The sequence below is a fragment of the Ruegeria sp. K3 genome, assembly GCF_056531845.1.
Map to the genome: position 1 here is coordinate 66,009 of NZ_JBQFMM010000007.1, position 22,450 is coordinate 88,458.

Below are 22,450 nucleotides of genomic sequence, written 5' to 3' on the forward strand. Positions count from 1 at the left end.
TGAAGGCAGTTGCAAAGGGTCAGGTGAAGGCGATCAGAAACCCGGCTTGGGCAGCCCAGTAAAGCGGCCAGACCAGATAGGGCGTAAGCTTCAGGGGCGGGTGATTGGCAGGTAGCAGGAACTTTTCAGTCGCAAGCGCCAGGTCCGAGGCGATGAAGGCCATCGCGGCGGGAAGGGCCCAGCGTAAGGCTCCAGTTTCGGGAAGGGCAAGAACGGTGATGCCCATGCCCAGGATGATTGGAATATAAGCGAGGACGGGGATTTTGAGGTCTCCGGCGCGGGGGGTGAGCAGCGTGGCCATAACGATGCCCAGGATGATAAGGGACCAGAAGATCGCGGGGTGGTCGAAGATCAGTTCAGGGTTGCTGCTGGGGCTCATCAAAAACAAGGCGATATAGGCCATATGCCCCGCAGCAAATGCACCGATGCCTGCCATGAATGTGCTGTCGGTTTCGCGTGACAGAAGGGCATCGCCTATCGCGCAGAAGGTGAGGGCGAGGATCAGGAGCCATGGCGCGCTTGCCAGTATGGCGACACCTGCCAGCAGCACGACCGATGCTGTTTTCAGCGTGCTACGCAGGGTGCCGGCCGGGCGCGTAGTAAGTGGCAGGTAGGTCAGCGCGCAGGCCGCCGCAATCCAGAAAAGAAGTGTCGTCATGGTGCGTCCCCGATGTTTTTGAGGCAATCATCGCCATGATCTCGGCGGTGCATCAAGGCGTGACGTGGAGTTATCTTGCCGATCGCCACGATGTGGAAAGGTTGAATGGCACTTGTGGGTTGCTTCTGACACAGTGTGACCATGATCCGAACTTGCATGATTCTGCTGACCCTTTTCGCTCAGCCCGTTGCGGCACAGTCGCCTCTGACAGGGCCTGATTTCGATGCGTATACGCGTGGGAAGACCTTGTATTACGGGTTCGATGGGCAGGCCTACGGGGTTGAACGGTATCTGCCAGACCGCCGAGTCATCTGGTCATTTCTGGATGGCAATTGCATGAACGGAGTTTGGTACGAGCAGGAAGATCAGATCTGTTTCATCTATGAGGATCAACTGGCGCCGCAATGCTGGGTTTTCTGGCAATCCGGGGGCGGTTTGATCGCACAATTCGAGGGCGATCCGACAGCGACCGAGTTGTACGAGGCCGAGGATATTGGCGAAGAGATGTTGTGCTACGGACCGGATGTCGGGGTCTGAAATGGTCGCAGGTCTTCATAGTCCAGCATGACGTGATGTTGAAACGCGGGCCTTTCGGTTAGCCGTTCATAGTATCGACGCAGATGCGGTAACGGTGCGCGGATGATGTCGATATCGTAGTAGCGGTAAAGGACGTGGCCGAACTGTATATCCGCCAGTGTAAATTGCTCACCCGCAAGGAACGTGTTTTGGTCCAGCTCCTTGTCTGCGATTGCCAGTTTGATTTCCAAATCGCTGACGGCCCGATGGATCGCTGTTTGGTCCTGCTGTTCAACGGGTGTTCGCACAATTTGCCAGAACACCGGAACGGTAAACGCCATCGCCACGTTGAGTTTCGCCCATTCGGCCCATTTGTCGATCGTGGCGCGCCGGGCAGGATCTGAAGGCCAGAATGCCTGTTCGCCATATTGGGTGGCCAGATATCGCAGGATGGCGCCGGTTTCCCAAAGCGGTGGGTTGTCGCCATCTTGCAGGACGGGGATGGTTTTGTTTGGGTTCAGTGCCCGAAACGCTGCAGTGTCCAGCCCGCCGAAGCGATGGCCAAGATCGTGACGCTGGTATTCTAGGCCAAGCTCACCCACGCACCACATTAGGGCCTGAACGTTCGAGGATGTATTACGGCCCCAGATCGTCAACATCGGTCAGAACAACGATCCCTGATCAGGAGGTGCCTGTTTGGATTTCTTGGGTGGCGCCTTGCCCGCAGCCCCGGTCCTGAGGCGACCGTCAGCGAATTCGATCTCAAGAACAGCGTGACCGGAGGCTTGAGCTTTGGTTGTGATGACCTCTCCTTCGGCGCGCACGACGGCGTAGCCACGCCCGAGCGTCGCCTTGTAGCTCAGCGTTTCACGTAGGCGGTCGGTGGCGTCCATCTGCTGGCGCAGGCGGTCCAATCGCGTGGATTGCCCGGTGTTCAGGCGTTCGGATAGGCGATTCAGAGCGTCGCGCCGTGTTTCCAGCTCGCGCTGGATCGGGCGCAGTGACAGGCGTGAGGACAGGTTGCGCCAGCGATCGCGGCGGGTTTCGACAAAGCTGCGCAGGGTCGAGGGGCGCAGACGCGCCGCACTGTCCAGCAGTTTGACGCGGCGGTTCTGAACACCCCGGATCAGCGCGTTGGGCAGGCGTTCCGAGATTTGGTCGAGCCTTTGGCGCGGGCTTTCCAGCAGTGTATCGGGGCGGGGCAGGGCTCGGGACAGGTCGCGCAGACGCTGGCTGCGGCGTTGCACGGCATCCGTTGAGGCGCGCGACAGGCGGGCCCCTTGTTCGTTGGTCCAAGCCAGCAGTTCCATGCGGACCGGTACGGCAAGTTCGGCAGCGGCGGTTGGCGTAGGCGCGCGGCGGTCCGAGACATAGTCGATCAGGGTGGTGTCCGTCTCGTGCCCGACGGCCGAGATCAGCGGGATTTCTGAGGCTGCAGTCGCGCGCGCGACGCTTTCTTCGTTGAAGCCCCAGAGGTCTTCTATGGACCCACCGCCGCGCGCGACGATAATCAGGTCGGGTCGCGGGAGGGCCCCGCCCGGTGTGAGTTGATTGAAGCCTTCGATGGCGCGGGTCACTTCGGGGGCACAGTTTGCCCCCTGAACCGCGACGGGCCAGATCAGTACTTTGCGCGGGAACCGATCACGCAGCCGATGCAAGATGTCTCGGATCACCGCACCGGAGGGCGAAGTGACAACGCCGATGATCTGCGGCAAGTAGGGCAGGGGTTTCTTGCGTTCAGCCGCAAACAAGCCTTCGGATTCGAGCTGCTTTTTGCGCTTTTCCAGCAATGCCATCAGCGCGCCTTGCCCGGCGACGGCGACTTCATCGACATTCAGGTTGTATTTCGACTGGGCTCCAAAAGCTGTCAGGCGCCCGGTGACGACAACCTCGAGGCCTTCTTCGGGAACAACTGAAAGACCAGAAATCTGCCCTTTCCAAGTTGTGCAGGCCAGCACGTTCCGGTCGTCCTTTATGTCGTAATACAGATGACCCGAGCGGGCCTTGAACACGCGGCCCACTTCTCCACGCACACGGATTCGGCCAAAGGTGCCCTCGAGCGTGCGCTTCACCTCGCCCGAGATGTCCGAGACAGTGTATTCGGGGGTGTTCTGACCCGGAATCGGGTCATCTAGCAGGTCGGTCATTTCAGCGCCTTGTGTCAAATCTCTGCGCAGCTTAGAACGCCGCGCAGGCAAGGCCAAGCAGATCGGAGCGTTTCATGAATATCCTCATTCTCGGCAGCGGTGGACGCGAGCACAGTCTGGCTTGGGCGGTGATGCAAAACCCCAAATGTGATCGCCTGATTGTGGCGCCGGGGAATGCCGGGATCGCCCAGATCGCAGAGTGCGCGGCGTTGGATATCGAGGATGGCGGTGCTGTGGTCAACTTTGCCGAGGAAAACGCGATTGATTTCGTGATCGTTGGCCCCGAAGCGCCTTTGGCTGCAGGGGTTGCTGACCGGCTGCGCGAAGCGGGTGTGCTGGTTTTCGGGCCCTCGGCAGAAGCGGCGCGGCTGGAGGCCTCAAAAAGTTTCACCAAGGAAATCTGTGACGCATCCGGCGCGCCGACGGCGGGTTATGCCCGGTTCACCGAGGCTGAGCCCGCCAAGGAATACATCCGTGCGCAGGGGGCCCCGATCGTGGTCAAGGCCGATGGGCTGGCTGCCGGGAAGGGCGTGATCGTTGCGATGGACGAGCAAACCGCCCTGGACGCGATTGACGACATGTTCGGCGGAGCCTTTGGTGGCGCGGGGGCCGAAGTGGTGATCGAGGAGTTCATGGAGGGCGAGGAGGCGTCTCTGTTCGTGCTCTGTGACGGAGAGGATATCCTGTCGATCGGCACAGCGCAGGATCACAAGCGCGTCGGCGAGGGCGATACCGGGCTGAACACTGGGGGGATGGGCGCCTATTCTCCGGCCCCGGTGCTGAGCGCCGAGATCGAGGCCCTTGCGATGGATCAGATCGTGCGTCCGACGGTGGCCGAGATGAAGCGGCGCGGGACACCGTTTCAGGGTGTGCTCTACGCAGGTTTGATGATCAAGGATGGTCAGCCCAGATTAGTGGAGTACAACGTGCGGTTCGGAGATCCCGAATGTCAGGTGCTGATGATGCGCCTTGGCGCTCAGGCCATGGACCTGATGCACGCGGCGGCCGAGGGTCGCTTGGCTGAGACGCGGGTGAACTGGGCCGACGATCACGCCATCACGATCGTGATGGCGGCGAAGGGGTATCCTGGTTCTTATGAAAAAGGCACTGTGATCAACGGCCTGGCCGATCTGGCCGAGGATAGTAGCAACATGGTATTCCACGCGGGGACAAAGGCGGCTGATGGAAAGGTTCAGGCCGCGGGTGGACGCGTTCTGAATGTGACTGCGCGTGGGGAAACGCTGAAAGACGCACGCGACCGGGCGTATGACATGGTTGAAGGTGTTGATTGGCCCGAAGGGTTCTTCCGTCGCGACATCGGCTGGCGCGCGCTTTAACTCAGCTGTCGGGCTGCGCCCGGCTTGATGATTTCGGGGCGAGGGGCCAGCCCCTCGCGCTCCCCGAGGTATTTATGGCCAGATGAAGATCGGATCAGCACTTTAGTGCGTTGGTAAGATCTGTGAGACTGTTGAGTGGTCCGAGGTCTTTTTGTCGCCAGCCCTTGCTGTACGAGACGCCTATGATCCGCGACCAGTCGGCGCTGGCGAGGATCAGCTCTGGGTGCGTTTCGCATTGGTGCAGGCCGCCTGAAATGAAATCTTCTCCGATCCTGTGATTGGTAAGGCCAGGGATTGTGGCGATTTCAATGAGTTCACCGTCTTTGTAACGCCAGATGCGCAGAGTTTTGGCAAGGTGTGGGCGGTCGACATAGGCGATCTCGACATGACCATCACCGTCCAGATCGGCGGCACCGATGGGGGCGAGCCAGCGGTTGCGCGTGCCGATATGGGGGGTGGCGGCGATTTTTTGACCATTGACGTCATAGATCGCCAGTTGAGCACCCGTATGCTGCTGGGTCTCTACAACGATGACTTCGGGCAACCCGTCCTGATCGATATCGGCCAGGCGTGGGGCAAGATCTTCGAATACGCGGTCTTCGGGCAGACGTATTGTAACGGTCGAGCGTTTGGAGCTATCGGCTTTTCGCTTTGCCGCCGAGGAAATACTTGTTCCGACGTCGATTTCCAAAGCACCGTATTCGACGGCGTCGCCAAGCACCCCATGGGCGTAGCGCGTTGTTGGTTCCGTGAAGCGAGCAGATACTTTGGTTTCGCCGCTGGCTGCGGGCATATTCCCCGTTAGCCAAATGCAAACCATCAGAACAGCGCCGCGCGCCCGACGGTGCCAAAGGCGGTTGGGCTGGCGCGGCGCATCAGAGTGCATCAGATCTGCTTTTCGGGCATCTGCACAACCAGACCATCCAGCGCGTCGGTGACCTTGATCTGGCAGGTCAGGCGCGAGCGGGTCGGGTCGGGTTCATAGGCGAAGTCCAGCATGTCTTCTTCCATGTCGTCCTTGGCGGGGATTCTCTCGACCCAGTCAGGATGAATATAGACGTGGCAGGTCGAGCAGGCGCAGGCGCCGCCGCAATCGGCCTCGATGCCGGGGATGTTGTTGTCGCGGGCCCCTTCCATGACCGTCAGCCCGTTGGCGACGTCGACTGTATGTTCGGTACCGCTGTGCTCGACATAGGTGATCTTTGCCATTGCTTGCGTCTTCCTTTTGCATGTGTCGGAGTCTTCATTAGTGAAGGGCGCTTGGTCTTTCCAGCATCATCTGCATCTCATGATGCCACGTCTGGACATTCCTGTAGGTTGTTCCCTATATGTTCTCACGCTTGTTGCCTCTATTTTCCCTGCGGATTCAAACTGGGACTGTCCATGCCCACCTGCTTGCCTGCCCATTATCCGGCTGAACAATCCGTCATAGAGGGCGCTGATGGCAGTGGCCGGGTTGTGATCCCGTGGCAAAGGCCTGGGACGACCAAGTTGTGAATTTGTCAAGCTGGAGGATGAGATGGACATCGTAAATGTGTTGGTCTGGAGCGAGATCTGCGAACGCTTCCGCCGTACCTTGAACTCGGGACGCCTACTAAGGATCACGAGCCGGATGCAGCTGGTGAGTTTGGTGACCCATATGATCGCGCATATCTAGGGCAAGCAATATGCTTTGATGCAGGGGCAGGAGGAACAGGCTAGCGGCAAACAGGGCCCTTGCCGCGGCGAGCAGTATCTAAATGAAAATGCCCTTTATGATTGTGGTCCGCGTCGGGGCCAAGCACCGTTCCGAACAATCCGCATGCACCTGCGTGAAGTTCGCGCATAACGTCGCTTGACCCTTCGTCGCCCCAGCCGTCAAGCACGGTAATCACGGTGCCATCCATCAATATGAAGGACGAAATATCAATCGCGCGCCCTCGTGCATGTTCTGAAATCCGTGCGCGCGGTTGATTGTTCTGTGTCTTGCACGCATAATGACCAGCCAAGCGTATTCCTTTCAGGCCGCCTCCTTGGTCCGCAAAGGCCGGTTTGGCCGTATTCTCCAACCATGTCTTCAGCGTAATGGCCGTCTTGCAATCCATCAGTGCCAACTGGCTGAGAAAGATGTTAGACACCATGCGGATAAGCACTGGATCGGCTATGCCGCACTCCCGAAACTTACCTGTAAAAGGCTTTCGGTTCTCGCCGAGTATGGTCCAGTCGCCACATACCGCGCCGCGTTGACGCATACGATCTCGCCCGATTTCAATCTGACGAAATTTGCAGGGGCGCAGTCGTGGTCTGGCGGAAACCGTCAACTCTCGTTTAGGAGGCCCATCGACGGCTTCTTCTATGATCACGTCTAGTTCAACGGGCGGTTCAAGGGCGACAAGTTCGTGAGGTTGCGCCTGCGCGGGTTCCTCGCAATCCGGTGCGGCACTTGCAATACCCGCGCATACGATAAACGAAAGGGCTAAAACTCGCATGAAGTTACTCGTTCCCTTGCAGGTCCGATCAATTGCATCCTTATCTTTCTCGGTGCCCCTGCGTTGGGCGCATCGGATGGGGCTGAATAATATCCTATTTCTGTTCAAGATGACAGTATAGCAGCGAAGTCCTACTGCTTGAACAAATTGCTTTGCGCCTGCTTGTCCCGGTTATCGCCACGCAACTCCGCATGTAGTGCGCGACCTGCCTCAACGCCGGGACGAGCGCTCATCATGTCCAGCCAGCGGGTAAAATGCGGTTTATCCTCCAGCACTTGTTGCTGGCCTTCCCATAGGCTCGCCCAGCCCCAGATCGACATATCGGCAATGGAGTAAAAATCGCCCGCGACGTATTCGTTTTCGACCAGCCTCCGGTCGAGAACGCCGTAGAGACGCCCGACCTCACTGCGATAGCGATCTTTCGGATAGGGATGGTCTTGTGGCGGGTCCAGATGTGGGGCGTATTTAAGGAAGTGATGCGCTTGGCCGGCCATCGGACCAACGCCGCCCATTTGCCACATCAACCATTCCTCGACTGCGATCCTGTCACGTTCGGAATTGCCGTAGAATCGCCCGGTCTTGCGGGCGAGGTACATCAGGATCGCGCCGCTTTCGAAGACCGAAACAGGCGCGCCGCCAGGGCCGTCCGGGTCGACGATGGCGGGCATGCGGTTATTGGGCGAGATCTTTAGAAACTCGGGATCGAACTGGTCGCCCTTGCCGATGTTGATTAAGTGGGTTTTGTAGGGCAGCTCCATCTCTTCCAGAGCGATGGACACTTTCCAGCCGTTGGGCGTGGGCCAGAAATAGAGATCAATCATGGGGCCTCCTTGAGTTTGGGCGATCATGAAGCTTTCTGCACAAACGGCAAGAGCGCGCCCGGCCGTGTTACGAAAGCGTGACCGGTGATCAGTCGGGCTTGACGTGTTCCGGGGCGGGGCGTAAACGCATCTTCATTCATGTGGCGATTTGTTACCGGATTGCGGGCCACGTTAAACAACACCGCTAAAAGGTCAGGATGAAAGACCCCTTTCGCTTGGCCGCGTCTGGGGTTTTTTGTTTGCCTCCAATGCGGGGCTGAAAGGAATGAGATGAGCGAGAGCTGGAACAAACGCACCCAAGCCGTCCATGGCGGCGTCCGTCGCAGTCAGTACAATGAAGTTTCTGAGTCGATCTTTCTGACGCAAGGGTTTGTCTACGAAAACGCCGAGCAGGCCGAGGCCCGGTTTATCGAAAGCGGCCCGGATGAGTTCATCTATGCCCGCTACGGCAACCCCACCGTGTCGATGTTCGAGCAGCGTATCGCAGCTTTGGAAGGCGGCGAGGATGCGTTTGCCACCGCTTCAGGTATGGCCGCTGTGAACGGTGCGCTGACTTCGATGCTGCAGGCGGGCGACCATGTGGTTTCAGCCAAGGCGCTTTTTGGGTCCTGTCTGTATATCCTCGAAAACATCCTGACGCGTTATGGCGTTGAGGTGACCTTTGTAGACGGCACCGATCTGGACGCGTGGGAGGCCGCGATCCGGCCTGACACCAAGGCAGTGTTTTTTGAATCCATGTCGAACCCGACGCTTGAAGTGATCGACATCACGTCCGTGTCTAAGCTGGCCCATGCGGTGGGTGCGGTTGTAATCGTGGACAACGTGTTCTCGACACCCGTGTTCTCGCGCGCGATCGAACAGGGAGCCGACGTGGTGGTCTATTCGGCGACCAAGCATATCGACGGGCAGGGCCGGGCGCTGGGCGGCGTGATCATCGGCACCAAGGAATTCATCCGTGGCACGGTCGAGCCTTACATGAAGCACACCGGCGGTGCGCTTAGCCCGTTCAGCGCTTGGATCATGGTCAAAGGTCTTGAAACCATGGCCCTGCGTGTGAATGCGCAAGCTGACAGCGCACAGAAGATTGCAGAAGCTTTGGAAGGGCATTCGGCGCTGGAGCGGACGCTGTATCCCGGGCTGAGAACCCATGCGCAAAACGCGTTGGTGCAAGAGCAGCTGGGCGGCAAGGGCGGTACGGTTCTATCGCTGGACATCAAGGGCGGCAAAGCGGCGGCGTTTGCTTTCCTGAATGCGCTGACGATCCCTGTGATCTCGAACAATCTGGGCGATGCCAAGTCGATCGCAACGCACCCGGCCACCACAACGCACCAGCGTCTGAGCGACGAACAACGCGATGAGTTGGGTATCACGCCGGGCCTGATCCGCCTTTCGGTGGGGCTGGAAGATGCCGATGATCTGCTCGCGGATATCGAACGCGCTTTGGCCGCCTCGCAGAGCTAGGACAGCGCCTATGACCCATGATCAGGCGGGTGTGATCCGCCTGATCGGGCGCTTTTGGTTGAAAAGTGACGGTTTTTCCCATCTAATTTCGATCCGGGATGATATTTGGCGCGTATCGTTCCGGAATGGTAATTAAACCTCGGTGGTATATAACCGTCGGCCTAGCAAGGGATCCGTGCCAATGAACATTCATCCGCGCGACATCAACGAGACACCCGATCACGATCAGGCCGCAGCAGCGCTCAAGGTGCTGCGCGAATGGGCGAAATCAGCCTCGGCGGCCGAGATCAGTCAACTGGACCCGGCCATTGCGCAGCTTGTCCCGGGGCTGTTGCCGTCAAACTATCCAGCCCTGTCGCGCGAATATCCCCACGAGTTCGAGGCGGATGCAGCCTACAAGGCCACATTGCCGGATCTGCAAAACGGTCCATCCAGCCTGATCCGGGGTTCGAAGCAGCAAATCCAGCATGTCGGCATCTCGAATTTCCGCCTGCCGATCCGGTTCCATCGCAAAAGCGGTGCCGAGCTGACACTTGAGACCTCGGTCACCGGGTCTGTCAGCCTTGAGGCCGAGAAGAAGGGCATCAACATGTCTCGTATCATGCGGTCCTTCTACAAGCACGCCGAGCGCACCTTTAGTTTTGAGGTGATGGAGGCAGCGCTGAACGACTATCTGACTGATCTGGATAGTTTGGATGCGCGCATACAGATGCGGTTTTCCTATCCCGATCGGATTGAGAGCCTGCGTTCGGGCTTGTCCGGATACCAGTATTACGACATCGCGCTGGAACTGGTTGATCAAGGCGGAGAACGTCTGAAGATTATGCATCTGGACTATGTCTATTCGTCCACATGCCCCTGTTCATTGGAACTGAGCGAACACGCGCGCGCAACCCGCGGGCAGTTGGCGACGCCGCATTCCCAGCGCTCGGTGGCGCGGATTTCGGTGGTTATCGATTGCAACGCCGATTGTCTGTGGTTCGAAGATCTGATCGCGCTGTGCCGCCGCGCGGTGCCAACCGAAACTCAGGTGATGGTCAAGCGCGAAGATGAACAGGCCTTTGCCGAACTGAACGCTGCCAATCCCATATTCGTGGAAGATGCCGCGCGTCTTTTCTGCGCCGAGCTGCAGGCCGATCATCATGTCGGCGATTTCCGTGTGATCGCCAGCCATCAGGAAAGCCTGCACAGCCATGATGCGGTCTCGATTCTAACCGAAGGTCCAACCTTCGAAACCGCGAGCCTGGACCCGCGTTTGTTCACGACGCTGTTTCATGTGGGCTGATTGACCCTGCGGAAGCTGCTGGAAAAACAGTCAAAAATCCTGCATGGGCGCTTTTTTGCCGCATTGCAGCAAGAAATGCTGCGTCTGCACCCTGAATTGCGCTAGATTGTCCCCGAGTGCAGCTGCTGCGCATCCGTAAAAACCGGGTCGCGCAGCCCGAAAGGAAACCGGGACGTGCAACGCCTTGGACCGCCAACCTGCAGATCCGCCCGGACGATTGGGGCGGGCGGGGTCCTTTACTCATCTACCCGCTGCCTCGGTTTTATCAGGAGAGACATGCAATGAATCCGATTACTCAACCGCTTGAGTTTCAGGCAGCGGCCATCCGGATGGCCGGTTACGCAATGGCCAGTCAGATTGAGATCATGCAGATCATGACCCGCGCGGCGTTTGATCTGCCGATGACACCTCTGCACGGATTGAAGACAGCCGAGGCACCCGCACCGGTTGCCCGCAAAGCGGCGACCCCAGCAACGCGAAAGCCAGCAAGACCGGCTGCAAAAGCCAAGGTTGCAGCAAAGCCTAAAGCCGCGCCGAAACCCAAAGCAGCACCAAAGCCGAAGGCGGCGGCTAAGCCTGTGGCGGCACCAGCGCCGAAAACGGCGGCTCCCAAGGTTGCGGCCGCTGCACCCAAGGCGGCCCCGGCCGCCAAAACGGCTGTGAAAGCAGCACCGGCGAAGGCCAACGTATCTGCGAAACCCACCTCGAAAGCGGCCAAGCCAGTATCAACGGCGGCCAAGCCGGTTGCGGAGTTCAAATCTTCAGCACAAGCCAAGGCGCAACCGGCAGCCGCAGCGCCGAAAGCATCAGCAAACACGGCAAAAGCGGCGCCCAAGGCACCTGCGGTAGCTAAGCCCGCCCCGGCCAAGCCCGCCCCGGCAAAAGCTGCGCCTCAGGCCAAAGCGGCTCCGAAACCTGCCGCTGCAAAACCTGCGACGAAGAAACCCGCAGCTGCGTCGGCTGAGCAGGCCAAACCGGCACCGCGTCGTGCACGCGCCCCGTCGAAGCCACCCGCGATGCCGGGCGTTGAGATAAAATCCGACAGTTAACACGGATCATCTGCTTGACACCGTCGAGCTGGCGCGCCAACGCTGCCCGTCATGATGGATCTTCGCCCGGTCGGATATGTGATTGGCCTGCTGGTCGCCATTCTAGGGGCGACCATGCTGCTGCCCATGCTTGTCGACATGATCGAGGGGCGGGGCGAGTGGCATGTTTTCTTTGAAAGCGCGGTCATCACACTGCTGACCGGCAGTGTTCTTGCGATGAGTTGTTCCAACGGGGTGGGCGAAGGTCTGACCATCCGTCAGACCTTTTTGCTGACCTCGGGTGTCTGGGTGGCGTTGCCGGTTTTTGGCGCAATTCCGTTTCTGTTCGGCGAAACTGAACTGCGTTTCGTCGATGCCTATTTCGAGGCGATGTCGGGGCTGACCACCACAGGTTCAACCGTGATCTCGGGGCTCGACGAATTGCCACAGGGCTTGTTGCTCTGGCGGGGCGTTTTGCAATGGTTGGGGGGCATCGGAATCATCGTCGTGGCGATGGTGTTCCTACCCGAGCTGCGCGTTGGTGGGATGCAGATCTTCCGCTCGGAAGGGTTTGAAACCATGGGGAAAATTCTGCCCCGCGCGCAAGAGATCGCAGGGCAGATTTCCTTGATCTACGTATTTCTGACGGTGGTCTGCGCATTGGTCTATGCCGGTTTCGGCATGAGCTTTTTTGACGCCGTCGTACATGCCATGACCACAATCGCGACGGGCGGGTTTTCAAACTATGACAGTTCTTTCGCCCGGTTTTCGGGACCTCTGGAATATGCCGCTGCCATCTTCATGATCCTCGCGGCGCTGCCATTTGTGCGGTATGTGCAATTGGCCAATGGTCACACAAGCTCGTTGTGGAAAGACAGCCAGATTCGGGCGTTTCTGGCAACCATCGTGGTTCTGGTTGTGATTATGTCGATCTTCCTGACTTCGGTCTTTCCGCACCATTGGGAGCAGGCGTTCCGCGAGTCGCTGTTCAACATCACATCGATCATTTCGGGCACCGGGTACGCGAGTGTCGACTATATGGGCTGGGGCAGTTTTCCGGTCATGTTGTTCTTCCTGATCGGATTGATTGGCGGTTGCGCGGGGTCCACCGCGTGTTCGATCAAGGTGTTCCGCTATCAATTGCTGTTTGCGTCGATTAAAACCCAGCTCAGCCGAATTCGTTCGCCGCATGGTGTGTTCGTGCCGCGCTATGATGGACGACCGATCAGTCGCGACGTGCTGACCTCGGTCATGAGTTTCTTCATGTTCTTTGCACTATCGATGGGGGTTCTGTCGTGGGCGCTGGCCCTGACTGGGTTGGACTTTATCACCTCGGTATCGGGGGCCGCGACGGCACTGGCTAATGTGGGGCCGGGATTGGGGGAACAGATCGGGCCAGCAGGCAACTTTGCGGGGCTGAATGACGGTGCCAAGTGGCTGCTGACGATTGGGATGCTGGTCGGACGCCTTGAACTGCTGGCTGTCTACGCAATCTTTACCGTTCAATTCTGGAGAGGCTAATGAAACGACCCCTTGGGGCGCAGATCTCGCACATGCTTAAGGATCGTGGCGTTGACGTGATCTTTGGCATACCGGGCGTGCATAATCAGGAGATGTATCGCGGTATCGAAGAGGCCGGGATCACGCATGTTCTGGCCCGGCACGAGCAGGGGGCCGGTTTCATGGCCGATGGATATGCCCGCGCGTCTGGCAAGCCGGGGGTGGCCTATGTGATCACCGGACCGGGCCTGTGCAACATCATGACGCCGATGGGGCAGGCTTATTCGGATTCGGTGCCGATGCTGGTGTTGTCTTCTTGCCTCGAAGAGACACAAGCACTGCGTGGCCAATTGCATCAGATGAAGGATCAACGCGCTGCGGCCGAGACAGTTACAGACTGGTCCTGTCAGGCGAACGATGCCAAGGCTGCCTATGGTCTGATCGAGCGCGCCTTCGAAGAGTTTGAGCTGTCGCGCCCGCGACCGAAACACATTCAGGTACCCATCGCGCAATTGGAGGCCGAGGCAGCGCCTGCACCTTTTCCAAACCAGCCTGCCTTGCGCAACCAGACTGTTCCACCGGATGTGGCACCGGTTCTGTCGCTGCTGAATATCGCGCAGCGGCCTTTGTTCATATTAGGCGGCGGGTGCCGGTCTAACCTTTGGCGACAGATCCTGACCCAGTTGGGGGCGGCGTGCTTCACGACCTATGCCGGTCGCGGGCTGGCCGGGTCCGATTATCCGCTGGATTTCGGATCGATGCTGCCACGACCGGGCAGCGCCAAAGTAATTGCCTCGGCTGATCTTGTCGTTGTTGTCGGTGCTGAACTGGGCGAGGTTGATCTGTGGCGCCATGATCTGGGCCACAACGCAACTATGGTGCGTGTTGATCTGGACCCGCAAGTGCTGTCAGACCACCATCGTGCGGCTGTCAAACTGCAGGCAGATGGTGAGAGTTTTGCGCATGCGCTGTGGGCAGTGTCCGATCAGGTAAAACCAGCCGCTGGTTGGTCTGCGGACGAGGTGCGCGAGGCGCGCGCGCGCTGGCGGGCCGAGGTGGACGCCGAGCGCCCGGGCATTGTCCCCGTGGTCGATGCACTCAGGGCGGCCATGCCCTTGGATACGATGATTTATTCGGACATGACTCAATTCGCGTATGTCGCGAAAGAAGTCTGGGACATGGGCTTTCCTTATCATTGGCACCACCCGACTGGATTTGGCACGCTGGGGTACGCCCTGCCAGCCGGGATCGGTGGTGCAGTAGCACGGCGGGGCAAACCCACAGCGGTCATCGCGGGTGACTATGGTTTTCACTACACAATGCAAGAGCTTGGGGTTGCTGTCGAACTCGGCCTGCCGCTACCCATCATTCTGTGGGATAATGGTAAACTCAAAGAGATTGAAGAGAGCATGGTGCGCGGACAGATCGCGCCCAATGCGGTGATCGCGCGAAACCCGGATTTCTGCAAACTGGCCGAGGCGTTCGGGGCGCTGTCAGCTGCACCGAAAACGCTGGATGAGATGCAGGCCGCAGTGCGCGCCGCCTTTCAGGCCGAGGTTCCCACATTGATACGGGTCACACCGGATATCCTGTAAACCAATGAAAAAAGGCGTGCACCTTCGTGCAGCGCCTTTTCCCTGAACCTGATTGTTCAGTCCCAGCAGTGCACCAGAACGGTCATTCCGTTGGCTCTGCGGCTCAGTTCGTTGGGTGAAATCTGGGCTGAGCCTTGCGCGGGCTGACCTGAGATGCCCGCCTTGGTCAGAACTTCGGTCAGACGTGCCACATTCGCCGCAAGGCTGACCGAGTCGGGCAGGGTACGCCCATCGGAAGGGGCAGGTAGCAACATGCCAACAACGCTGCCGCTATCGTCAAAGACAGGTCCTCCCGCGTCGCCGGGCTGGGCGGACAGTGCAAGGCGTTTGACGCCATCTTCTCCATTCAGGCCGCGGATATCAGCGATTTCGCCAAAGGTCAGAGTAGGGGCACCCAATGCGCCTTCGTAAGAAAAGCCCGAAACAGCGACCTGAGACTGAATACGCGGAACGCCCGCGCGGAACTCGGCAACACTGATCGGGGCTAGGGTCTTGCTAGGACGCAGCACAGCGACACCAAGGTCGGCATCCTGCCAAGCCAGCTGAACCTCTTGGTCACCGTCCAGCGTGATGCGGGTGCAGCTTTCAGCGGCCTCGGTGACCGTCAGAACCGTACCATCAGCGTCGGCGAAGAAGCCCGATCGCGATAGCCGCGGTTTGCGGATTTGCAGTCCTGACATCAAATCGATGCGCTGGTCAGCATCCGCTCCAGCACCGGCATCCAGTACGGCATCGGTCGTGGCAAAGCTTGCGCGCATCGCGGCCAGAACTCGGGCGCGGCGAGCCTCATCCCCGGCAGGCCAGACCAGCGTGAAACCTTTGATCTTGCCGTCTTTCAGAGCTGCTTGCGTGAACGAGGTCATGCCATTTCCGCGCCCTTCAATCGTGAAGCTGTTGCCGCGCCGGCTGCGCTCACCGTCCAGAGGAACGATTTCAAGCGACTGCATCACTTGATAGAGCGCCCGCAGGGTTGCGGCAGAGCCTTCCTGCGAGATCAGCAGCGCCTTGGCGTCCAGATCAGAAGTGGGGTTGAAATGGGCAAAGGGTGCCTCGTAACGTTCGAAGCCCAAGACGCCCATTGGCATATCCAGTTCGATCCCGGCTTGCGGGTCGGAATAGCGTGCCATCCCGACGCTGATCAGTGGAGCGTTGAAGTCATCCATCAGGGTTTTGCGCTGCAGCGTGGTCAGAACGCCAGTCGCGTCGAACCCGTTGGAACGTTGCCAATCGCCCATCGAGCGGCGGGTGCCCTGACCAAAGGCTCCGTCAATTGTTGAATTGTAGAACCCGGCTGCCTGCAACGCGGTTTGCAAGTCTCTGCGCTCTTGCGCGGTCAAAAGGCGTTCGCCCTGCAGAGCCTGCGAACGGGTTTCATCTGCGTCCTGCAGGGTAAGACCGGCCAAGGGCTGCTCTGGTTGCGGCTCGGGCTGGATCGGGGCGGTGACGACGCCGCGGTTCAGGATGTTGGCACCGATGGGCCAGAACTGTTGCCCCAGCGCGCTGGAGAATGCGATGAAACTGTCCGATGGGATCTGACGCTCGGCCCGGTAAACGCGCAGCACCTGTTCGGCGTCGTCGCGTAAATAGGGCCCGATAACAATGGCATACCAGCCGGAATTTAGCCGAAACCCGTTCACATCGGGCAGTGCGTTCGCATAGACCTGCGCCCGTTCCTGCGCCTCGCGCAGCGACGGCTGCGCCTCGATCTGAACAAAGACGCCCGCATCTTGCTGGGCAAAAGCGGCGCGCAGGCCGAAGAGGATAAAGAATGTAATAACCGTAAATACGCGTGTCATTGTCTGCCCGTGTTCTGCAGTGTTTTCACTTTGGCGCAGATTACGCGGAATCGTGGTCCGATTGCCATGCCCGGAATACGGGGAATTCTGTGTGTGGCCGCTCAGCGACAGAGTGGCCGATTGGCCCGTTGACGCCCTTGGATGCCTTGCATAGGAAGGGCCGAACCCACCGGAACCGGGCGCTTGGGCGTCCAAGGGAATTGTCATGACCGAACCCAATAGCGCACCACGTTCATTTCAAGAGATTATCCTAAGGCTTCAGTCCTATTGGGCGTCGAAAGGATGTGCGATCCTCCAGCCCTATGACATGGAGGTCGGCGCAGGTACGTTCCATCCAGCAACCACGTTGCGCGCTTTGGGGTCCAAGGCTTGGGCAGCGGCCTACGTTCAGCCCTCGCGTCGCCCGACAGACGGACGTTATGGCGAAAACCCGAACCGGTTGCAGCATTACTATCAATACCAGGTGCTGATCAAACCCAGTCCGCCTGATTTGCAGGAACTGTATCTGGGCAGCCTCGAGGCCATCGGCATCGACATGGATCTGCACGACATCCGCTTTGTCGAGGACGACTGGGAAAGCCCCACTCTGGGTGCGTGGGGTCTGGGATGGGAGGTCTGGTGTGACGGCATGGAAGTCAGCCAGTTCACCTATTTCCAACAGGTCGGCGGCCATGACTGTGCGCCGGTTTCGGGTGAGCTGACCTATGGTTTGGAACGTCTGGCCATGTATGTGCTGGGCATCGACCATGTGATGGACATGCCCTTCAACGATCCTCAGTCGCCCAGCCCGCTGACCTATGGCGACATCTTCAAGCAGACCGAAGAGGAATACGCCCGCTGGAACTTCGATATTGCCAATACCGAGGTCCTGCTGCGTCATTTCGAAGAGGCTGAAACCGAATGCGCGACCATTCTGGCGCAGGAACATGACGACCCGAAGACGGGCAAGCGCATCATCATGGCGCATCCCGCATATGATCAGTGCATCAAGGCCAGCCACATCTTCAACTTGCTGGACGCCCGCGGGGTGATTTCGGTTACCGAAAGACAGGCCTATATCGGCCGCGTTCGCGCATTGGCCAAGCAATGCGCCGATGCGTTCGTGCAGACCGAGGCTGCCGGGTTCGAAGTTTGATGCAGCGCCTAGGCCAGTCCGGGCAACAACGCCTTCAGGCCGTCTGCGATCATGCTGATTGCGATAGCCGCAAGAATCATGCCCATGAAGCGGCTCATTATCACGCGAGCATTGTCCGACAGCCGCTTAGCCAACGCCGATGCGTTCCAGAACGTGATCAAAAGCAAGGCCACCACGAACAGAAATACACCTGCATAGACAACGGCTTCGACCGGGGTTTTGATGTGGTGCGCATAAAGGATCAGTGTTGTGATTGTTCCGGGGCCGACCAGAATGGGAAAAGCCAAGGGATAGAACGCAACGGTCTCGGGCGCGGGATAGGATTTCTTTTCTCCGTCGGTTCCGTGATGCGAGCTGCTCTCGTTCCCGTTCAGCATGTTCAGGCCGATCATCAGTACAACGAGGCCACCGGCGACGCGCAGGTCATCGACGCTGATGCCAAAGAGCCCAAGCGCTTGACTGCCGATCGCAGCGAAGGCGCCACCGAGGATCGTGCAATAAAGCGCAGTCTTCACAGCCACTTTGCGTTGATCCGAAATGGGCAGGTCTTGCGTAACACTCAGGAACACAGGCAAGTTGGTAATCGGATTCATGATTGCAAAAAGCGCGCCAAAGAATCCGACGGCAAGAGTGGTTTCCATGCGAGTAGCCTCGTTTCTGACCGTACTGCTTGGGAACCTGTCTTATTTTCTATGAACTTGAAAGAGGTGGCGTAAACGATGACTGGAAAATTGGTTGCGCTAATCCTTTTGACGTCTGGCGTTCTGGCCGGTGCTGGCATGTATTACCTGCAGGTTTATGGGTTCTATTATGAGGTAGAACCGCGCCCGGGCCAGGATGTGGTCCTGCTGGCGCAAGGGGCGGAAGCGCCCGAAGCCATCGCCTATACTGGGTTTAAGGCCATTGACGCCGACAGTTCTCCGATCCGGTATCGGGCCTGTTTCGAAACCGAGTTGAGGCCGGATCAAATGGTGGATTTTACCCCTGTCGAGAACCCCGAGCCATTGACCGCGCCAGGGTGGTTTGACTGCTACGACGCAGTTGCGCTGGCCGACGTATTGAAATCGGGTCAAGCACAGGCTTTCTTGGGCACCAAGAACATCCATTACGGTGTCGACCGGATCGTTGCCATTACACAGGATGGCAAAGGCTACGTCTGGCATGCGCTGAACAATTGCGGTGAAAAAGCCTATGACGGCACGGTTGTGGGCGAGGAGTGCCCACCCAGGCCCGAGGGCTGATGCAGATGGGGATGGTCGTTGAGATACCGGAGTTCCTGACAGCAACGCTGGGCTTTGCGGTCTATCTGCTGGGGGCAGAGATCAACGCCCGTGTCGCACAATTGCGCAGCTTCAACATCCCCGAGCCGGTAACTGGGGGCCTTCTGGCCTCGCTCGTGGTATTGGCGCTGTATCTTGGTTTCGGCATTGAGCTATCCTTTGGCTTGACCGCGCGAGATTTCCTATTGGTTCTGTTCTTTGCCGGAATTGGTCTAAATGCCCGTCTGTCCGATTTGATCGCGGGCGGCAAGCCTTTGCTTTTGCTTCTGATTTTGACGCTTCTGACCATCGTTGCGCAAAACGTGATCGGCGCAGTGGGGGCCGCGATGTTCGGTTATCCGGCGCAAGCCGGGGTGCTGTTCGGGTCTGCTGCGCTGATCGGGGGGCACGGAACTGCGATCGCCTGGGCCCCCGAAGTTGCGGGCGCCACCGGTTTGAGTGGCGCAACCGAGTTGGGGGTGGCCGTGGCCACATTGGGTCTCGTGCTGGCCGCTTTGGTCGGGGGGCCGATTGCGCGGCTGCTGATCGAAGGACGCAAGCTCAGCCCCGAACGACCCGGGGAAGAGCATACGGTGGGTTTGCCCAATGAGGTCGACCAGAAATCCGAGATTGATCATCTGACAATCATGCGGGTGCTGCTGTACCTCAACCTCGCGATCATTTCAGGCGCGATCCTGAGCGAAGCAATCAGCGCCGCAGGGCTGAAACTGCCGTTGTTTGTGCCCTGCCTTATCATGGGGATCGTGATTGCCAATCTCCGCGCCATGTTCGCGCCGAATGCCAAGCCGGTCTCACGCACGCCCTCGCTGGCGCTGATCTCGGAATTCGCGCTTGGTGCATTTCTGGCGATGTCGCTGATGAGCCTGCAACTGTGGACCATTGCCGAACTTGGCCTTGCGATAGCAGTAATCATGACCGCCCAGACCCTCTTTGCCGTGGTGTTCGTGATCTGGGTTCTGTTTCCGTTGATGGGATCGAATTACCGCGCCGCCGTTCTGGCCGCCGGGTTCGGGGGGTTCGCTCTGGGTGCTACCCCCACAGCTATCGCAAATATGACCGCTGTAACCAAGCGATATGGCCCGTCGCCTATTGCCTTTATCGTACTGCCCCTTGTATCCGCATTCTTTGTGGACATCGCCAATGCCATCGTCATCCAGACGATTGTCAATTTCTAAGGACCGAAAATGCCCGACCTGCTGATCGAACTGTTTTCCGAGGAAATCCCCGCGCGCATGCAGACCCGCGCCGGTGAAGACCTGAAAAAGCGGATCACCGATGGTCTGGTCGAAGGCGGTCTGACCTATGCCTCTGCCGCTGCACTGACGACGCCGCGTCGCCTGACGCTGGCGGTTGAAGGCCTGCTGGCGGAAAGCCCGACAATCCGCGAAGAACGCAAAGGCCCAAAGGTCGGCGCGCCTGACAAAGCCATCGAAGGCTTTCTACGCGGCGCGGGACTGACCCGAGACCAGCTGGAAGAGCGCGACACGCCCAAAGGCGCAGTGTATTTCGCCACCATTGAAAAGGCGGGTCGTCCAGCAGCTGAAATCATCGCCGAGGTCTTAGAAGCTACCATTCGAAACTTCCCCTGGCCCAAATCCATGCGCTGGGGGGCTGGATCGATGCGGTGGGTACGGCCCTTGCACTCGATCCTGTGCATCCTGACCGATGAAGCAGGCGCGCAGGTCGTGCCGCTTGCGATCGAAGGGATCACGTCCGGTGATACGACTGAGGGCCATCGTTTCATGGCCCCGAACCGGTTTACGGTGACCTCGTTCGAGGATTATGCCGCCAAGCTGAAACGCGCATTCGTGGTGCTGTCGCCCGAAGAACGTGCCGAACATATCTGGAACGATGCCCAGAACATGGCCTTCGCCGCAGGTCTGGAAGTCGTCGACGACAAGGGGCTGCTGGCCGAGGTTGCCGGTCTGGTTGAATGGCCCGTTGTGCTGATGGGGCAGATCGACGAGGAGTTTCTTGAGCTGCCGCCCGAGGTACTGCAGACCTCGATGAAAGAGCATCAGAAGTTCTTTTCTGTGAAGAACCCCAAGACGGGGCGGATCGAGCGCTTCATTACCGTCGCCAATCGCGAGACCGCCGATAACGGCGCAACCATTCTGGCGGGGAACCAGAAGGTTTTGTCTGCCCGTCTGGCCGATGCGAAATTCTTCTGGGAGAACGACCTGCGCGTTGCCAAGTCGGACATCGCCCAATGGACCCGCGCGTTGGAGAATGTGACTTTCCACAACAAGCTGGGCACTCAGGCGGAACGCATCGACCGCATTGCCGCGCTGGCCCGAGAACTTGCCCCGGTGGTCGGGGCGGATGCGGATCAGGCCGAGAAAGCCGCGCGTTTGGCCAAGGCTGATCTGAACTCCGAAATGGTCTATGAATTCCCTGAACTTCAAGGGCTTATGGGGCGGTATTACATCGAAGCGGCAGGCGAGGATGCCGCAGTGGCCGCCGTTGCGCAGGAACATTACTCGCCGTTGGGGCCGTCGGATGATGTTCCGACCGCACCGTTGTCTGTGACAGTGGCGCTAGCCGACAAGCTGGACACGCTGACCGGGTTCTGGGCGATAGATGAGAAACCCACGGGTTCGAAGGACCCGTTTGCTCTGCGTCGTGCGGCGTTAGGGGTAATTCGACTAATCGTGAATAATGATCTGCGTCTTCGGTTGGACCGTTTTTTCGATAGTCAACTGGTTCGATCAGAACGCGCTATCAATGAGGCTTTACCCGAAGCGAATATCCGCGATCTCCTGGAAGAAATCGCAAAACATGGTGTCTTTGGTGCTTCATTCCAGACTGTCAAAGAAAAGCTTGAAGGATCGCCCGCAGCAGCATTTCTTGAGCTTGAGAAAAAGGTTCCTGACGCGTCTGACGATCTTCTTTCTTTCTTCCACGACCGCCTCAAAGTCTTCCTCCGAGACGAAGGCATCCGCCATGATGTCATCGACGCTTGTATCGCGATGGAGGGGAATGACGACCTCAACCTGCTGGTCAAACGCGCCCGCGCTCTGAATGCGGTGATTGCGACCGAGGATGGAGAGAACCTCGTGCAGGGGTTCAAGCGTGCGAACAACATCCTGTCTCAGGCGGAAGAGAAGGATGGAGTCGAATACTCTTACGGCGCGGATGTGAAGTTTGCTGAAACTGACAGCGAAAAGGCACTGTTTGCAGCGCTTGACGCGGCAGAGGCCAAGATCGATCCTGCGCTGAAGGCCGAGGATTTCCCGACAGCGATGGCGGCAATGGCCGCACTGCGCGGGCCGGTGGATGCGTTCTTTGAGGACGTGCAGGTCAATACCGATAATGACATTCTGCGCCGCAACCGTCTGAACCTGCTGAGCCAGATCCGCAAGGTCTGCTCTAGCGTTGCTGATCTGACCCGTATCGAGGGATAACGCCCTTGCGCCAAGGGCG

21 protein-coding genes and 1 riboswitch are annotated in these 22,450 nt (G+C 58.7%); of the genes, 12 read left to right on the forward strand and 9 right to left on the reverse strand.

Annotated features, from left to right (window positions below):
• Positions 1 to 19 precede the first annotated feature (19 nt).
• Entirely contained in the window at positions 20 to 658 is a 639-nt protein-coding gene (locus ACR0MP_RS13600) for a lysoplasmalogenase (RefSeq protein ID WP_170404946.1), read from the reverse strand.
• A gap of 156 nt (positions 659 to 814) precedes the next feature.
• Between ACR0MP_RS13600 and ACR0MP_RS13605 the strand changes: the two genes are divergently transcribed.
• Positions 815 to 1,195: a hypothetical protein gene (locus tag ACR0MP_RS13605; RefSeq protein ID WP_480886119.1), complete on the forward strand. Its 381-nt coding sequence runs from the start codon at positions 815 to 817 to the stop codon at positions 1,193 to 1,195.
• Here ACR0MP_RS13605 and ACR0MP_RS13610 read toward each other — a convergent pair.
• Entirely contained in the window at positions 1,171 to 1,833 is a 663-nt protein-coding gene (locus tag ACR0MP_RS13610) for a glutathione S-transferase family protein (protein WP_170404953.1), read from the reverse strand. The genes ACR0MP_RS13605 and ACR0MP_RS13610 overlap by 25 nt on opposite strands.
• A 3-nt stretch (positions 1,834 to 1,836) precedes the next feature.
• Positions 1,837 to 3,321 (reverse strand): exodeoxyribonuclease VII large subunit, encoded by a 1,485-nt coding sequence (gene xseA / locus ACR0MP_RS13615; protein ID WP_170404956.1) that lies wholly within the window; start codon positions 3,319 to 3,321, stop codon positions 1,837 to 1,839.
• Positions 3,322 to 3,395: 74 nt separating this feature from the next.
• On the opposite strand from xseA, the gene purD reads away from it, so the two are divergent.
• Positions 3,396 to 4,658 (forward strand): phosphoribosylamine--glycine ligase, encoded by a 1,263-nt coding sequence (purD, locus tag ACR0MP_RS13620; RefSeq protein ID WP_480886116.1) that lies wholly within the window; start codon positions 3,396 to 3,398, stop codon positions 4,656 to 4,658.
• A gap of 94 nt (positions 4,659 to 4,752) precedes the next feature.
• Here purD and ACR0MP_RS13625 read toward each other — a convergent pair whose 3' ends face one another.
• A complete protein-coding gene (locus ACR0MP_RS13625) occupies positions 4,753 to 5,544 on the reverse strand; it encodes an FG-GAP repeat domain-containing protein (RefSeq protein WP_170735303.1) in 792 nt (263 codons plus the stop codon).
• Complete coding sequence (locus tag ACR0MP_RS13630) at positions 5,544 to 5,867, reverse strand: 2Fe-2S iron-sulfur cluster-binding protein (protein WP_170404961.1); 324 nt, start codon at positions 5,865 to 5,867, stop codon at positions 5,544 to 5,546. Before ACR0MP_RS13630 ends, ACR0MP_RS13625 begins: the two co-directional genes overlap by 1 nt.
• 310 nt (positions 5,868 to 6,177) lie before the next feature.
• On the opposite strand from ACR0MP_RS13630, the gene ACR0MP_RS13635 reads away from it, so the two are divergent.
• Positions 6,178 to 6,315, forward strand: coding sequence for an error-prone DNA polymerase family protein (locus ACR0MP_RS13635; protein WP_170404964.1), 138 nt, complete (start codon positions 6,178 to 6,180; stop codon positions 6,313 to 6,315).
• Between the two features lie 40 nt (positions 6,316 to 6,355).
• Here ACR0MP_RS13635 and ACR0MP_RS13640 read toward each other — a convergent pair whose 3' ends face one another.
• A complete protein-coding gene (locus tag ACR0MP_RS13640) occupies positions 6,356 to 7,000 on the reverse strand; it encodes an extensin-like domain-containing protein (protein WP_480886114.1) in 645 nt (214 codons plus the stop codon).
• 257 nt (positions 7,001 to 7,257) lie between these two features.
• Positions 7,258 to 7,947 (reverse strand): glutathione S-transferase N-terminal domain-containing protein, encoded by a 690-nt coding sequence (locus ACR0MP_RS13645; RefSeq protein ID WP_170404970.1) that lies wholly within the window; start codon positions 7,945 to 7,947, stop codon positions 7,258 to 7,260.
• Between the two features lie 130 nt (positions 7,948 to 8,077).
• Positions 8,078 to 8,155: riboswitch (SAM riboswitch) on the forward strand.
• Positions 8,156 to 8,217: 62 nt separating this feature from the next.
• On the opposite strand from ACR0MP_RS13645, the gene metZ reads away from it, so the two are divergent.
• The 5 genes from metZ to ACR0MP_RS13670 all read left to right on the forward strand — a co-directional run bounded on the left by metZ (position 8,218) and on the right by ACR0MP_RS13670 (position 14,816).
• Entirely contained in the window at positions 8,218 to 9,408 is a 1,191-nt protein-coding gene (metZ, locus tag ACR0MP_RS13650) for an O-succinylhomoserine sulfhydrylase (protein WP_170393523.1), read from the forward strand.
• 181 nt (positions 9,409 to 9,589) lie between these two features.
• A complete protein-coding gene (folE2, locus tag ACR0MP_RS13655; protein WP_170404973.1) occupies positions 9,590 to 10,693 on the forward strand; it encodes a GTP cyclohydrolase FolE2 in 1,104 nt (367 codons plus the stop codon).
• A gap of 281 nt (positions 10,694 to 10,974) precedes the next feature.
• A complete protein-coding gene (locus ACR0MP_RS13660; RefSeq protein WP_170404976.1) occupies positions 10,975 to 11,742 on the forward strand; it encodes a transcriptional regulator in 768 nt (255 codons plus the stop codon).
• Between the two features lie 51 nt (positions 11,743 to 11,793).
• Positions 11,794 to 13,242, forward strand: coding sequence for a TrkH family potassium uptake protein (locus ACR0MP_RS13665; RefSeq protein ID WP_170393516.1), 1,449 nt, complete (start codon positions 11,794 to 11,796; stop codon positions 13,240 to 13,242).
• Positions 13,242 to 14,816, forward strand: a complete 1,575-nt coding sequence (locus tag ACR0MP_RS13670; RefSeq protein ID WP_170404979.1) for a thiamine pyrophosphate-binding protein — start codon at positions 13,242 to 13,244, stop codon at positions 14,814 to 14,816. The genes ACR0MP_RS13665 and ACR0MP_RS13670 overlap by 1 nt, the downstream gene beginning before the upstream one ends.
• A gap of 56 nt (positions 14,817 to 14,872) precedes the next feature.
• Here ACR0MP_RS13670 and ACR0MP_RS13675 read toward each other — a convergent pair whose 3' ends face one another.
• Positions 14,873 to 16,612 carry a serine protease gene (locus ACR0MP_RS13675; RefSeq protein WP_480886157.1) on the reverse strand — a complete coding sequence of 580 codons (1,740 nt, stop codon included), beginning with the start codon at positions 16,610 to 16,612 and terminating at the stop codon, positions 14,873 to 14,875.
• Positions 16,613 to 16,817: 205 nt separating this feature from the next.
• On the opposite strand from ACR0MP_RS13675, the gene ACR0MP_RS13680 reads away from it, so the two are divergent.
• Positions 16,818 to 17,747, forward strand: coding sequence for a glycine--tRNA ligase subunit alpha (locus ACR0MP_RS13680; RefSeq protein ID WP_170404985.1), 930 nt, complete (start codon positions 16,818 to 16,820; stop codon positions 17,745 to 17,747).
• 8 nt (positions 17,748 to 17,755) lie between these two features.
• Here the strand turns inward: ACR0MP_RS13680 and ACR0MP_RS13685 are convergent, their stop codons facing one another.
• Positions 17,756 to 18,388, reverse strand: coding sequence for a MarC family protein (locus ACR0MP_RS13685; protein WP_170404988.1), 633 nt, complete (start codon positions 18,386 to 18,388; stop codon positions 17,756 to 17,758).
• A 78-nt stretch (positions 18,389 to 18,466) separates the two neighbouring features.
• On the opposite strand from ACR0MP_RS13685, the gene ACR0MP_RS13690 reads away from it, so the two are divergent.
• Genes ACR0MP_RS13690 through glyS form a run of 3 tightly spaced genes read left to right on the forward strand, consistent with a single transcriptional unit; the run spans position 18,467 to position 22,431 of the window.
• A complete protein-coding gene (locus tag ACR0MP_RS13690) occupies positions 18,467 to 18,988 on the forward strand; it encodes a DUF6446 family protein (RefSeq protein ID WP_170393507.1) in 522 nt (173 codons plus the stop codon).
• Between the two features lie 5 nt (positions 18,989 to 18,993).
• A complete protein-coding gene (gene gltS, locus ACR0MP_RS13695) occupies positions 18,994 to 20,202 on the forward strand; it encodes a sodium/glutamate symporter (protein ID WP_170406398.1) in 1,209 nt (402 codons plus the stop codon).
• A 9-nt stretch (positions 20,203 to 20,211) separates the two neighbouring features.
• Positions 20,212 to 22,431 carry a glycine--tRNA ligase subunit beta gene (glyS, locus tag ACR0MP_RS13700; protein WP_170404991.1) on the forward strand — a complete coding sequence of 740 codons (2,220 nt, stop codon included), beginning with the start codon at positions 20,212 to 20,214 and terminating at the stop codon, positions 22,429 to 22,431.
• The last annotated feature ends 19 nt before the right edge of the window (positions 22,432 to 22,450 follow it).